The sequence below is a fragment of the Streptomyces sp. NPDC046727 genome (assembly GCF_040645635.1).
Taxonomy (GTDB): Bacteria; Actinomycetota; Actinomycetes; order Streptomycetales; family Streptomycetaceae; genus Streptomyces.
On record NZ_JBEYYR010000003.1, the window covers coordinates 1 to 13,766 of the forward strand.

The following is a 13,766-nucleotide window of genomic DNA, read 5'->3' on the forward strand; positions in this document are numbered from 1 at the left end:
GTCGGTGCGGTACTGGGCGTACCGGTTGCGGTACTGGGCGAGGGTGTACGGCTCGCCCTTGCCCTCGCCGGTCACGCCCCCCTCGCGATGGGAGCGGCCCTGTGGCCGCCCCTCGGACATGTGCAGGGCCCCGGAACCGGCGCAGGGGTTCCGGGGCCCGGTCAGGGAGCGAGCCAGGGCCCGCCCGCCGCGGCCGTCACACGCGGCGCAGCACCGCGACGACCTTGCCCAGAATGGTCGCGTCGTCGCCGGGGATCGGCTCGTAGGCCGCGTTGTGGGGGAGCAGCCACACATGGCCGTCCTCGCGCTTGAAGCGCTTGACGGTGGCCTCGCCGTCGAGCATGGCGGCCACGATGTCGCCGTTCTCGGCGACCGGCTGGCGGCGCACGGTGACCCAGTCGCCGTCGCAGATCGCGGCCTCGATCATGGAGTCGCCGACGACCTTCAGGACGAAGAGTTCACCGTCACCCACGAGCTGGCGGGGGAGAGGGAAGACGTCCTCGACGGACTCCTCCGCGAGGATCGGGCCACCGGCGGCGATACGGCCGACCAGCGGGACGTACGACGCGGCAGGCTTGCCGGCGGTGTCCGTGGGCTGCACGGTGACGGCCTGGTCGGAGCCGCGTACCTCGTAAGCGCGCGGGCGGTGCGGGTCGCGGCGCAGGAAGCCCTTGCGCTCCAGTGCCATCAGCTGGTGGGCGACGGAAGACGTGCTGGAGAGGCCCACGGCCTGGCCGATCTCCCGCATCGACGGCGGGTAGCCGCGTCGCTGGACGGAGTCCCTGATGACCTCGATGACCCGGCGCTGCCGGTCGGTGAGCCCCGAGCTGTCCGCCCGGATGCCTGGAGGTCGGCCCGGCAGGGAGCGCTTGTGTCCCTCGGGATTCGTGGCTTCGTTCATCGCGTGTACCGGCTCGACTCGGCCCTGGGAGCGGTCCTGGGCGGTGATGGTGGCACTGTCTGCGGTGGTGGTCACGTCGGCCCCTCTCGATGGTCTCCCTGCTGCACAACGGTAGTTGCTTTCGAAAGGTTGCGCCAAACACACGTTCGAGTGAAAAAGTGCGTTTCGCCTGACGCGATCATGTGTCTGGGTGTATGGCTAGCGCGACATCTGGCGGGCAAAAGTGCCCATTGTTGTACTCTTCACCGCTGGGGTTGCCCGCCTCGTGGGCCGCGTCCCCAGTCTGCCATCCGGAATCCCGCAGTCCGGGACCCGGGGGTCTTTCTGCGCGGGAGTGCCACGCGTCCTCCGTGTAGCGCCCACGGTATCCCCGCAACCGCCACGGCGACGCAGCGCGGCGCCCGCGTGTCCGCGCTGGTCGCCGCAGTTTCCCTCGGTGGCCGTTTCCTCGCGACACGCGTGTCTGCCTCGCCGTATGAGTCAATCCCCACATCTAGTGGTTGGATGGCTACCGCAGCCCACAAGTTGTGGTCCCCCGGTCGGAGAAGGCTCGGCGATCGCCTATGCTTAGGGCTGCTTCGCGGGGCCCTCGGGTCCGGCGAGGCTGACGAGTCTGCTGTGAGGAGGGTTGGAGAACATGCACTGCCCCTTCTGCAGGCACCCCGACAGCCGCGTGGTCGACAGTCGTACGACCGACGACGGCACGTCCATCCGCCGGCGCCGCCAGTGCCCTGACTGCTCCCGTCGTTTCACGACCGTGGAGACGTGCTCGCTCATGGTGGTCAAGCGGTCCGGCGTCACCGAGCCTTTCAGTCGTACCAAGGTCATCAACGGCGTGCGCAAGGCGTGCCAGGGACGGCCTGTCACCGAGGACGCACTCGCCCAGCTCGGGCAGCGGGTCGAGGAGGCGGTGCGCGCGACCGGAAGCGCCGAGCTGACCACCCACGACGTGGGCCTGGCCATACTCGGCCCGTTGCAGGAGCTCGACCTCGTCGCCTATCTCCGGTTCGCCTCCGTCTACCGGGCGTTCGACTCGCTTGAGGACTTCGAGGCCGCCATCGCGGAGCTGAGGGAGGCGACGCGGGACCCCGCCGCGGACGACGAAGACGCGGGCGCGGGGAGCCAGGAAGACAACCGCGGGCCCGGCGGGACCACTCAGGTCCCCGTGCCCGCCCACGCCGCCGACTGACCGGCGGGCCGGAACAGGGCGGAGACGCCGGTTCCGGCCGGGAGGCGGCGAACGAAGACCTGTTGCGGGCGGCAGCTGAGGGTGCCCGCAACGCCAGACAGAAACACGTGCCCACGGGAACAAATGGGCACTTCAGGGCGTTTTTGCCCGTACAGGGAGGCGGCATGACAGAGACGGCGAGCGGTCCGGCACGAGGTTCCCGAGCCAAGGGCACCAAGGCCACCAAGGGGCTGCGTATCGAGCGCATCCACACCACCCCCGGCGTGCACCCGTACGACGAGGTGACGTGGGAGCGCCGTGACGTCGTCATGACCAACTGGCGCGACGGCTCGGTCAACTTCGAGCAGCGTGGCGTCGAGTTCCCCGACTTCTGGTCGGTGAACGCGGTCAACATCGTCACCAGCAAGTACTTCCGCGGTGCCGTCGGCACCCCGCAGCGCGAGACCAGCCTCAAGCAGCTGATCGACCGCATCGTGAAGACGTACCGGAAGGCCGGCGAGGACTACAAGTACTTCGCCTCGCCCGCCGACGCCGAGATCTTCGAGCACGAGCTGGCGTACGCCCTCCTGCACCAGATCTTCAGCTTCAACAGCCCCGTCTGGTTCAACGTCGGCACCCCGCAGCCCCAGCAGGTCTCCGCCTGCTTCATCCTGTCCGTCGACGACTCCATGGAGTCGATCCTCGACTGGTACAAGGAAGAGGGCATGATCTTCAAGGGCGGCTCCGGCGCCGGCCTGAACCTCTCCCGCATCCGCTCCTCCAAGGAGCTGCTCTCCTCCGGCGGCAACGCCTCCGGCCCGGTCTCCTTCATGCGCGGCGCCGACGCCTCCGCCGGCACCATCAAGTCCGGTGGTGCCACCCGCCGCGCCGCCAAGATGGTCGTGCTCGACGTCGACCACCCCGACATCGAGGACTTCATCGAGACCAAGGTCAAGGAGGAGGAGAAGATCCGCGTCCTGCGCGACGCGGGCTTCGACATGGACCTGGGCGGCGACGACATCACGTCCGTCCAGTACCAGAACGCCAACAACTCGGTCCGCGTGAACGACGAGTTCATGAAGGCGGTCGAGAACAGCGCCCAGTTCGGTCTGCGCGCCCGCCTGACCGGCGAGGTCATCGAAGAGGTCGAGGCCAAGGCCCTCTTCCGCAAGATCGCCGAGGCCGCATGGGCCTGCGCCGACCCGGGCATCCAGTACGACGACACCATCAACAACTGGCACACCTGCCCCGAGTCCGGCCGGATCACCGCGTCGAACCCGTGCAGCGAGTACATGCACCTGGACAACACGTCCTGCAACCTGGCCTCGCTGAACCTGATGAAGTTCCTGAAGGACGACGGCAAGGGCAACCAGTCCTTCGAGGCCGAGCGCTTCCAGAAGGTCGTCGAGCTGGTCATCACCGCGATGGACATCTCGATCTGCTTCGCGGACTTCCCGACCCAGAAGATCGGCGAGAACACGCGCGCGTTCCGCCAGCTCGGCATCGGCTACGCCAACCTCGGCGCCCTGCTGATGGCGACCGGCCACGCCTACGACTCCGACGGCGGCCGCGCCCTGGCCGGCGCCATCACCTCCCTGATGACCGGCACGGCCTACCGCCGCTCCGCCGAGCTGGCCGCGGTCGTCGGCACCTACGACGGCTACGCCCGCAACGCCGACGCCCACAACCGCGTCATGAAGCAGCACGCCGACGCCAACGTCGACGCCGTCCGCATGGACGACCTGGACACCCCCGTCTGGGCCGCCGCCACGGAGGCCTGGCAGGACGTTCTGCGCCTCGGCGAGAAGAACGGTTTCCGTAACTCCCAGGCGTCCGTCCTCGCGCCGACCGGCACCATCGGCCTCGCGATGTCCTGCGACACCACCGGTGTCGAGCCCGACCTGGCTCTGGTGAAGTTCAAGAAGCTGGTCGGCGGCGGCTCGATGCAGATCGTCAACGGCACCGTCCCGCAGGCCCTGCGCCGCCTGGGCTACCAGGAGGAGCAGATCGAGGCGATCGTCGCCCACATCGCCGAGCACGGCAACGTGATCGACGCTCCCGGCCTCAAGCACGAGCACTACGAGGTGTTCGACTGCGCCATGGGCGAGCGCGCCATCTCCCCGATGGGCCACGTCCGCATGATGGCCGCGATCCAGCCGTGGATCTCCGGCGCCATCTCCAAGACGGTCAACATGCCGGAGACGGCGACCGTCGAGGAGGTCGAGGAGATCTACTTCGAGGCCTGGAAGCTGGGCGTCAAGGCGCTCGCGATCTACCGCGACAACTGCAAGGTCGGCCAGCCGCTCTCCGCCAAGAAGAAGGAGGACGAGAAGGCCGAGGTGACCGCGAAGACCGAGGCGACGATCCGTGAGGCCGTCGAGAAGGTCGTCGAGTACCGTCCGGTCCGCAAGCGCCTGCCCAAGGGCCGTCCCGGCATCACCACGTCCTTCACGGTCGGCGGTGCCGAGGGCTACATGACCGCCAACTCCTACCCGGACGACGGTCTCGGTGAGGTCTTCCTGAAGATGTCCAAGCAGGGTTCGACTCTCGCGGGCATGATGGACGCCTTCTCCATCGCCGTCTCCGTGGGCCTCCAGTACGGCGTGCCGCTGGAGACGTACGTCTCGAAGTTCACCAACATGCGCTTCGAGCCGGCCGGCATGACGGACGACCCGGACGTGCGGATGGCGCAGTCGATCGTCGACTACATCTTCCGCCGCCTGGCGCTGGACTTCCTGCCCTTCGAGACGCGCTCCGCGCTCGGCATCCACTCCGCCGAAGAGCGTCGGCGTCACCTGGAGACCGGCTCCTACGAGCCTGCCGAGGACGAGGACGAGGTCGACGTCGAGGGCCTCGCCCAGTCGGCGCCGCGCGCCCAGGAGCTGAAGGCGGTCGCCACGCCGAAGGCCGAGTCCGAGGCGGCCAAGCCCGCCCCGAGGCAGGCGCACACCAGCGCCGAGCTGGTGGAGATGCAGCTGGGCATCCAGGCCGACGCCCCGCTGTGCTTCTCCTGCGGTACGAAGATGCAGCGGGCCGGTTCCTGCTACATCTGCGAGGGCTGCGGCTCGACCAGCGGCTGCAGCTGATGACACGCCGTTCCTGAAGTAAGGGGCGCCGGCCCATGGCCGGCGCCCCTTACTCATGTTCGATCGTGTGCCACTTCATGCCCGTGCGGAACGCGGACGTCAGGGCTGGTGCGCCCGGCCCATGACCTGGGTGAAGGTCGCCGGATCCTCGTCGAAGCCGTGCAGCCCGGGACGGAAGGTCCACTCCCCGGAGCCGTCCCGCACGAACTCGGCGAAAGTGGCGGCCGTCGACCCGAGGACCGAACCGAAGTCGTCCTCGGCGAGCACGGTGTAGCCCTCCCGGACGCGTACGGCGGGATTCAGCACGTTGCCGAACGTCCTGTCCCCGGACCGCTGTTGGATGACGACACCCACCACCACACGCGCGTAGCGGCCGTCCAGACGGTCCAGTTCGAGCGTCATGATCTCGTCCCAGCCGAAGCCCCTGCCGTCCGTGCTGTCTCGGTTCAGGAGAATCGTGCCGTCCGGCGAACGGCTGTCGAAGTGCACCAGATAGGCCGGAGCCCCGTACGCGTCACCCGACACGAACGTCGCGGCGACGATGTCGAGATCGGTCGGCGGCTGACCCGCCGGACTGGGGTCCCACTTGAGCGCGACCTCCACCTTGCGGATTCCCTTGCTGAAGCCGGTCACCAGGCTTCCCCTTCCCCCTGTGGCTAGCTCGACCCCAACTCCCCTTCAGCCGGGGTTTCTTGTCCATCGTGCCACGCGCGCGGGGGCGCACGCGCGGGCGATCTCCGCCCGAGCGTGACCGGCGCCATGCCCGCTGGCCTTACGATGGCGCGGTGCTGGTCAAGTGGATTCGCTGCGCCGTGGTGGACCGCCGGGGCTTCGAGCGGGGGCAGCGAAAATGGGCGGGGCTTCCGGGGGAGCCGGGATTTCGGGGACAGGGCGGGGGCTGGAGCCGGCAGCGGCAGGGGGTCGCGCACATCTTCGCCTTCTGGGAGAGCCGTGCCTTCTACGACTCCTTCATGGCCCGCTCCCACGACCGCCTGGCCGCCGCCCAGTCCGGCACGTTCAAGGACGCCCAGGTCAAGCTGTTCGAGTACCGCTTCGATGTGAAGACGGGCTTCGAGCCGCGCTTCACCGACGCCGATCTGATCCGCGTGGCCCTGTGCCGGGTCCATGAGGAGCGCGTCGAGCACTTCACGCTCATGCAGGAGAAGGTCTGGAACCCGGCGATGGCCGGCTCACCCGGCATGATCCGCGGCATGTTCGCCGAGGCCCCGGAGCAGGAGTTCCTCATCCTGTCGATGTGGCGGGCGGCGGCGGAGCACGGCAAGTACCGCACGGAGCGCGTGGAGCGTCTCGCCCTGCGCGCCCAGACCGAGGCGGACGTCGCGGCACTCTCCGGGGACATCGTGGATCTTGAGCCGTCCTGGACGGTCTGAGTCATGATGGGTCTGATCAGCAAACGCACTGCCCGATGCCGCCGCAGGGAGGCTCCGGAAGTGGCCCGGGACGCACGAAACGTGTGACCTACGCCGTACAGGGGCGGAGCGAGTGCTCGATCGTCCGCCGTTCGATCTAGGGTTTTGGCATGGCACGACCACGGCGCATCGTCCTTGTCCGGCACGGCGAGTCAACCGGCAACATTGACGACTCCGTGTACGAGCGCGAACCCGACCACGCCCTCGCGCTGACCGAGCGCGGCCGGCGGCAGGCCGAGGAGACCGGCAGACAGCTCCGCGAGGTGTTCGGCCGGGAGCCCGTGAGCGTGTACGTCTCCCCGTACCGCCGCACCCACGAGACGCTCCGCGCCTTCGACCTCGACCCCGACCTCATACGCGTCCGGGAGGAACCCCGACTGCGCGAGCAGGACTGGGGCAACTGGCAGGACCGCGACGATGTGCGCCTGCAGAAGGCCTACCGCGACGCGTACGGCCACTTCTTCTTCAGGTTTCCCCAGGGCGAGTCCGGCGCCGACGTGTACGACCGGGTCGGCGGCTTCCTGGAGAGCCTGTTCCGCAGTTTCGAGGCGCCCGACCACCCTCCGAACGTCCTCCTGGTGACCCACGGGCTTGCGATGCGGCTGTTCTGCATGCGCTGGTTCCACTGGACGGTCGCGGAATTCGAGTCCCTCTGCAATCCCGGGAACGCCGAGATGCGGATGCTCGTTCTGGGAGAGGACGGCAAGTACACGCTCGACCGACCTTTCGAACGCTGGCGCGAGCCTGTCCCCTACTGGGTGACCGGATAGAGTGGCAGAGCGATGACCGCTGACTCCTCTTCCCTCGGGCGCCTGGAGCGCGCCCTGGCGAGCCTGCACGGGCTGGCCGTGGGGGACGCGCTGGGCTCCCAGTTCTTCGTCCCCGCGAACTACCCGCTACTGAAACGCCGCGAGCTGCCCGCAGGCCCCTGGCAGTGGACGGACGACACCGAGATGGCCTGCTCCGTGGTTGCCATCCTCGCCACCCACCACCGCGTCGACCAGGACGCGCTCGCCCGCTCCTTCGCCGAGCACCACGACTTCGACCGGGGTTACGGCCCCGCCGTCAACCGGCTGCTGCGCCTGGTCCGGGAGGGCGAGGACTGGCGCCGGCTGGCCGCCGGACTCTTCAACGGACAGGGGTCCTGGGGCAACGGCGCGGCGATGCGTATCGCGCCCCTGGGTGCCTGGTACGCGAACGACCCCGAGCAGGCGACCCACCAGGCGGAGATCTCGGCCTATCCCACGCACCAGCACCGGGAGGCCGTGGTCGGGGCGATGGCCGTGGCCGCCGCGGCGGCACTGGCCGGCTCGCCGGACGGGCCGCCCACCCCCGAGACCCTCCTCGACGGCGTCATCGCCCTCGTGCCGAAGAGCGCGGTCGGCCAGGGCCTCCGCCGCGCCCGGGACATGCTCGACTACGGCGACGCGGCCACCGTCGCGGCCGTCCTGGGCTGCGGACGCCGTACGACCGCCCACGACACCGTCCCCTTCGCCCTCTGGTCCGCCGCCCGGTCCCTCGGTGACTACGAGACGGCGTTCTGGACGACCGCCCAGGTCGGCGGGGACGTCGACACGACCTGCGCGATCGTGGGTGGCGTGCTCGCCGCCGGCAAGGCCGGGGCACCGCCCGCCGAGTGGGTGCGGCGTACCGAGGCATTCCCGGACTGGGTGCCCACCGGCGTCTGACGGCTCCCGCTGTCCGCGTGATCGCCGTACACCTGGGCGATCGGAAACTCTCCGTGCCCGCCCGGAACTCTCTGTGACCGTCGTGCGTTCTTCCGGTATCCGCCGCCCATCTCTCCTGTGATCGCAGGGGTGGCGGAGAGGTGACGACGAGCGAGGGAGGGGGCGCGAGATGGCGTTCGCCTTGCCGGAGCCGGAGGTGCCGGTGTCGGAGCTGGGCCTGAGGCAGGGCCTGGCTCTCTGCCTGGCCCTGCTGCTGGCGCTGTGGCGTGCGCGGGTGGCCGTGGTGCGGCCGGCCGGACCGCCGCGTGCGCCGTCCGTCCCCCGGCGGCGGTCCGGCCGGCCGCGGCTTCGCGCGGCACGGCCCGGTTCAGCCGATGTGCGGGCCCGCCGCGCCCGTGAGGGAGTCGAGGTCGTCCTTGCGGACCCTCAGTACCAGCCAGGCGGTCAGGAAGCCCAGCCCGGCCATCGCGGCTGCCGGTATGAAGGCGGTCGAGATGCCGTGGGCGAGTACGTCGTGCCCCCAGGGAGCCGGCAACTGGTGCGTCTTGGCGAACTGCGCCTTCTGCTCCGGTGTGGCGCCGGCGAGGAACTTCGGCAGCTGCTTCTTCGCCTCGTCCGTGCTGGCCGACCCGAAGACGGTCGTCAGGATCGACAGTCCGAGCGAACCACCGACCTGCTGCATGGCGTTGAGCAGTCCGGAAGCCGCGCCGGCCTCGTGCTGGGCGACACCCGACACGGCGGTGACGGTGGCCGTCACGAAGTTCAGGCCCATGCCGAAGCCGAACACCAGCATGGGGCCCAGCACTCCGCCCACATAGGTGCTGTCGGGCCGGATGAAGGTCTGCCAGACGAGCCCGATCATCACGAGTGCCGAACCGGTCATCATGAACGTCTTGGGGCCGAGAGCCGGCAGGAAACGCTGGGACAGACCCGCGCCGACCGCGATCGCGACGGTCACGGGGAGGAAGGCGATACCGGCCTTGATGGCGCTGTAGCCGAGCACGTTCTGCACGAACAGCACGATGTAGAAGAACATGCCGAACATCGCCGCGGCCAGGCTCAGCATGATCACGTACGTGCCCCAGCGGTTCCGGTCGGCGAACATCCGGAGCGGGGTGATCGGCTCCTTCGCCCTCATCTCCGTGAAGACGAAGGCGAGCAGCAGCACCACGGCCGCGCCGAAGGAGCCGATGGTGAGGCCGTCACGCCAGCCGTCCTCCGCCGCGCGGATGAACCCGTACACCAACGAGGCCATGCCGACCGTGGAAGTCAGTGCACCGGTGATGTCGAAGCGTCCCGGATGCCGCTGGGACTCGTTGATGTACAGCGGCGCGAGCGAGGCGATCAGCACGCCGATGGGCACGTTGACGAACAGCACCCACCGCCAGTCGAGCCAGTCGGTGAGCATGCCGCCCGCGAGCAGGCCGATGGCGCCACCGCCCGCGGACACGGCGGCGAACACGCCGAAGGCCCGGTTGCGTTCGGGACCTTCGGGGAAGGTCGTCGTTATCAGCGCCAGCGACGTGGGCGAGGCGATCGCGCCGCCCACACCCTGCAGGGCCCGTGCGGCCAGCAGCTGCCAGGGTTCCTGGGCCAGACCGCCCAGCAGCGAGGCGAAGGTGAACAGCAGGATGCCGGCCATGAACACTCGGCGGCGGCCGAGGATGTCACCGGCCCGCGCACCGAGCAGCAGCAGGCCGCCGAAGGTGAGCGTGTAGGCGCTGACCACCCAAGTCAGGTCGGTGGTACTGAACTTGAGCGCGTCTTGAATGTGCGGGAGCGCGATGTTCACAATCGTCGCGTCGAGTACCACCATGAGTTGGCAAGCCGCGATGACGGTGAGTGCGATGCCGGGATGCCCCTCCCGGCGGGCCACGCCCGGTTTCTGGTCGTCCTGGAGCAGCTGAGAGGTCGTCACTATGGGTCCCCCATACAGGCATTAGTGAACGCTCGCGTTCACTGTCGCACCCACGGTAGTGAGTCCTCAACAGTGAACGCAAGCGTTCACTTAATCGCGCGCCGCGTCCCGCGTCCCCCGTTGCTGCAGCGCGGCGCCACTGCCCCGGAATCCCCGCTTCCCTTGCATGCTGGAGAAACACAGATGGTTACCTCGCGCTGGACGGCCGCGCCTGCCCGTACGGCTTCCCCTCGTCGGCGCGGTGCGGTACTGGAGCGCGCGATCCTGGACGCCGCCCTGGAACAGCTCAGCACGGTCGGCTGGAAGGGGCTGACCATGGAGGGCGTCGCGGCCGGCGCCCAGACCGGCAAGGCCGCGGTCTATCGCCGCTGGCCCTCCAAGGAGGATCTGGTCGCGGATGCCCTGGTGTCCGGACTGCCCCGGGTGGAGAAGGCCCCGGACCGCGGAAGCGTGCGCGAGGACCTCCTCGCCCTGTGCCGGCAGGTGCGGCAGATCATGTACTCGCGGCCCGGCGTCGCGCTGCGCTCCGTCATTCACGAATGTGATCACATGCAAGCGGAGCGCTTCGAGGAAGTGATCATCGGGAGTGTGGTGGAGCCGACCGTCGAGCTGCTTCGCGCCGTCATCACCCGTGGGATAGAGCGAGGGGAGGTTCGTTCGGACGCGGCCAACGGATATGTCTACGACGCCATCCCGGCCATGATGATGTACCGATCGAAGATGTGCGCGAGCGAATGGAACGATCGCGATCTCGAAGAGCTGGTCGACCAGCTGATGCTCCCGCTGCTGCGGCCCTACGGAACCTGATCCCCGGCGCCGGCACTCTCGGTGCCGGTCCGGCGACCGGGGTGTCGCACGGTGATCCCGGCGGCGTAGGCTAAGGGCGCCATGCCGTACGAACCACCTACTCACACCGTCGAGCGCTCCCTGCGCGCCACGACCGGAGCGAAGGTCATTGCCGGTGTTGACGAGGTGGGGCGCGGCGCCTGGGCCGGGCCTGTCACCGTCTGCGCGGCGATCACCGGACTCCGCCGCCCGCCCGAGGGGCTGACGGACTCCAAGCTGCTGACGATCAAGCGGCGTACGGAACTCGCCGAGGCCCTGCGGTCATGGGTGACGTCCTATGCGCTGGGGCATGCTTCTCCCGAGGAGATCGATGACCTGGGGATGACGGCCGCGCTGCGGCTTGCCGCGGTCCGTGCGCTGGACGCCCTGCCGGTCCGCCCCGACGCCGTGATCCTCGACGGGAAGCACGACTACCTCGGCGCCCCCTGGAAGGTGCGCACGGTGATCAAGGGCGATCGATCGTGTGTGGCTGTCGCGGCGGCGTCGGTGATCGCCAAGGTTCAGCGCGACAAAATGATGGCCGAACTGGGTATCGACCATGCACACTTCGGATTTGCGGACAACGTCGGGTATCCGTCGCCCGTGCACAAGGCTGCTCTGGAGGAGTGGGGGCCCACCCCGCACCACCGCCTGTCGTGGGCGTATCTTGATGCGTTGCCTCAGTGGCGGCACCTCAAGAAGGTCCGCAGCTGGGCGGACGGAAGCGTTCCGGAAATTGAGGGTCAGCTCGGCTTCGATTTCTGACGGTTCCGCTCGCACTGATGTGCCACCCGGTCATCCGCGCCGCACCAATGTTTGATAAATATCAGCTCATGCCTCTCATTCCCGAGGAGCCTCAGATTCACGAGAGTGCCCAGGGTCCCCGCGCCACTCCGGCCAGCAGCCGTACCGCGCCGACCCCACGCCCCGTACCCGGTCCCCGCCCCGCGGCTCCGGCCCGCCCCGGTCGTCCCGGCCCTCCGCGGCCCGCGCCACCGGTGCAGCGCGCGCCGCGTGACGTGGCTCCGGCCCAGCCTGGCCCCTCCGGCCCGGCCACTCCCGCCGCCACCGCGGCGAGCCCGCAGATCCAGTTGATCCCGGCCTCCGCCGAGGGCGCGCTCGACGCCGCCGAAGAGGCGGTGGACCTGCTCCTGGACTCGGGCCGTGCCCCCGGCGACGTGCTTGTGATCACCACGGGTGCCCAGCACCCCTGGGCCGAGCACGAGCTGTCCTTCGGCGAAGCGCCCTACTGGGCGCAGCACGACGCCGGTGACGACGTCTTCTACACGGATGCCGCCATCGCCTCGCGTGCCGCGTCCCGCCCGGTCGTCGTCGTGGCCGTCAACGGAGGTCCTGCCTCCGCCGCTGCCTCCGCCCTCCCGCTGGCCCACGCTCGGGCCGGTGCGCTGCTGATCGTCTGCGGCGACCCGCAGCAGATCAACTCGGTGCTGGGCGCCGGCGTCTGAGCCGCGCCAGGCACCTTGGGGCACCGGGGTGTCGGGGGAGTCGTTCCGGCGGAATCCGCATGGTGCGGCTTTCGGCATGCCCGGACGACGGGCCGCGGCCGTTCCGCCGCTGAGGCGGCTCTCCCGGGCACCCCGAGGGGCGCAGGGATCGTCCGGCGGGCCTGATCCAGGCCGTCGCGGCGGCGCATACCGGGGCCGGACGGCACGTCCCTGCCCGCGCGGCCATGGACGAGGTGAGCGTGCCGGGTCACGCCGGGAGCGGCTCTCGCAGGTCGGCCGGGCTCGACGCGTGAGCCCGCTCGTCCTCCTCGGGGCCGCTCGCGGCGCACGCCGGTTCGCCACAGTCGTCGTACGTCAGCCGGGTGTGCCGCTGGTGCCGGCCGGTCGCGGGACGGAGGCGTCGTACAGCCGGCGTCGCGCCGTTCAGCGAGCCGCCGCGCGGCGCAGAACATCGGAGACCGGGCCACCGGTGCGCGATATGAGCGGTGGCGCCTCCGACGTGGCGAAGGGCTCCGGCGGGGAGTCCGCGTTGGGCCGGCGTCCACCGCGTCCCTCGCCGAGCACCTGCCAGCCGTCGTGCGTCAGCGTGATGTACGCCCCGCAGCGCAGCCCGTGCAGCGTGCAGGCGTCGCGCAGTCCCCACATCCAGGCGCCGTCCTCCTCGGTCCAACGCGCGTCGCCCTCGCGGCAGTAGAGCAGGATGGCCGTGCGCACAGGGGTGCGGCGACGCAGGTCATGCGGAATCACCCGGCGGAGCTGGGCCAGCAGTGCGTTGCGGAACATCCAGCCGTCGGCCGGGGCCGGACGGCGCGTGAACGAGGCGCTGGCCCGCAGCCGCTCGTCCGGATCGAGCACGGCCACGATCGCCGTGAGCGGCTTCGGCTGATGGCGGGCATGCAGCCCGCTGACGACCTCACGGGGGTTGCGCAGCAGCGGGATTCCGGCGGAGGCCCACTCCGCCGGCTCAAGCAGGCGACTGGCGGAAGCGGCGGACGCGGACGTCGACAACGAGGCCGCCGAGGACGAGGCGAATCCGAAGGTCACGTTCCTCCCTTCGGCTACGCGCCCACACTGAGGGCGAGGTCGGATTCGGGGGAGCGCGCACCGCAACGGAGCCCAACCGGATGACGGACGGACCGTGCGGGTAGCGGACCTCAATTCTTCCTGTCGAACTTGGATGCGGCAACGAGCAATTGGGGCCACCGGCTGTTATCTGGTGGTGCGTGGCTTATATCCCTACCCAAGGGTTCGACTGTCGACGCCTGATGCCGCCGGCCATGGTCC

Annotated in this window: 11 protein-coding genes and 1 pseudogene; 8 read left to right on the forward strand and 4 right to left on the reverse strand. The window is 69.5% G+C overall.

Annotated elements, in window-relative coordinates; translation table 11 throughout:
- Window positions 1-196 precede the first annotated feature (196 nt).
- Window positions 197-976: a transcriptional repressor LexA gene (gene lexA, locus ABZ937_RS04110; RefSeq protein ID WP_030750750.1), complete on the reverse strand. Its 780-nt coding sequence runs from the start codon at window positions 974-976 to the stop codon at window positions 197-199.
- 562 nt (window positions 977-1,538) lie between these two features.
- On the opposite strand from lexA, the gene nrdR reads away from it, so the two are divergent.
- Window positions 1,539-2,090, forward strand: coding sequence for a transcriptional regulator NrdR (gene nrdR, locus ABZ937_RS04115; protein WP_361685447.1), 552 nt, complete (start codon window positions 1,539-1,541; stop codon window positions 2,088-2,090).
- A gap of 164 nt (window positions 2,091-2,254) precedes the next feature.
- Window positions 2,255-5,155, forward strand: a complete 2,901-nt coding sequence (locus ABZ937_RS04120) for a vitamin B12-dependent ribonucleotide reductase (protein WP_361685449.1) — start codon at window positions 2,255-2,257, stop codon at window positions 5,153-5,155.
- 99 nt (window positions 5,156-5,254) lie between these two features.
- Here ABZ937_RS04120 and ABZ937_RS04125 read toward each other — a convergent pair.
- Window positions 5,255-5,815: pseudogene (locus tag ABZ937_RS04125) on the reverse strand (TerD family protein); the annotation flags it as partial.
- Window positions 5,816-5,940: 125 nt separating this feature from the next.
- Between ABZ937_RS04125 and ABZ937_RS04130 the strand changes: the two are divergent.
- From ABZ937_RS04130 to ABZ937_RS04140, 3 genes are all read left to right on the forward strand, one after another.
- Window positions 5,941-6,546 carry a YdbC family protein gene (locus tag ABZ937_RS04130; protein ID WP_361685451.1) on the forward strand — a complete coding sequence of 202 codons (606 nt, stop codon included), beginning with the start codon at window positions 5,941-5,943 and terminating at the stop codon, window positions 6,544-6,546.
- 149 nt (window positions 6,547-6,695) lie between these two features.
- Complete coding sequence (locus ABZ937_RS04135; RefSeq protein ID WP_361685453.1) at window positions 6,696-7,355, forward strand: histidine phosphatase family protein; 660 nt, start codon at window positions 6,696-6,698, stop codon at window positions 7,353-7,355.
- Between the two features lie 12 nt (window positions 7,356-7,367).
- Window positions 7,368-8,273, forward strand: coding sequence for an ADP-ribosylglycohydrolase family protein (locus tag ABZ937_RS04140; RefSeq protein ID WP_361685455.1), 906 nt, complete (start codon window positions 7,368-7,370; stop codon window positions 8,271-8,273).
- Between the two features lie 367 nt (window positions 8,274-8,640).
- Here ABZ937_RS04140 and ABZ937_RS04145 read toward each other — a convergent pair whose 3' ends face one another.
- Window positions 8,641-10,191: an MFS transporter gene (locus tag ABZ937_RS04145; RefSeq protein WP_361685457.1), complete on the reverse strand. Its 1,551-nt coding sequence runs from the start codon at window positions 10,189-10,191 to the stop codon at window positions 8,641-8,643.
- Window positions 10,192-10,374: 183 nt separating this feature from the next.
- Between ABZ937_RS04145 and ABZ937_RS04150 the strand changes: the two genes are divergently transcribed.
- The 3 genes from ABZ937_RS04150 (at window position 10,375) to ABZ937_RS04160 (ending at window position 12,482) form a co-directional block, all read left to right on the forward strand.
- Window positions 10,375-10,998 carry a TetR/AcrR family transcriptional regulator gene (locus tag ABZ937_RS04150; RefSeq protein ID WP_361685459.1) on the forward strand — a complete coding sequence of 208 codons (624 nt, stop codon included), beginning with the start codon at window positions 10,375-10,377 and terminating at the stop codon, window positions 10,996-10,998.
- Window positions 10,999-11,079: 81 nt separating this feature from the next.
- On the forward strand, window positions 11,080-11,781 hold the full coding sequence (locus ABZ937_RS04155; RefSeq protein ID WP_361685461.1) for a ribonuclease HII: 702 nt from the start codon (window positions 11,080-11,082) through the stop codon (window positions 11,779-11,781).
- Between the two features lie 68 nt (window positions 11,782-11,849).
- Complete coding sequence (locus ABZ937_RS04160) at window positions 11,850-12,482, forward strand: hypothetical protein (RefSeq protein ID WP_361685463.1); 633 nt, start codon at window positions 11,850-11,852, stop codon at window positions 12,480-12,482.
- Window positions 12,483-12,905: 423 nt separating this feature from the next.
- Here the strand turns inward: ABZ937_RS04160 and ABZ937_RS04165 are convergent, their stop codons facing one another.
- On the reverse strand, window positions 12,906-13,526 hold the full coding sequence (locus ABZ937_RS04165; RefSeq protein WP_361685465.1) for a hypothetical protein: 621 nt from the start codon (window positions 13,524-13,526) through the stop codon (window positions 12,906-12,908).
- Window positions 13,527-13,766: the final 240 nt, after the last annotated feature.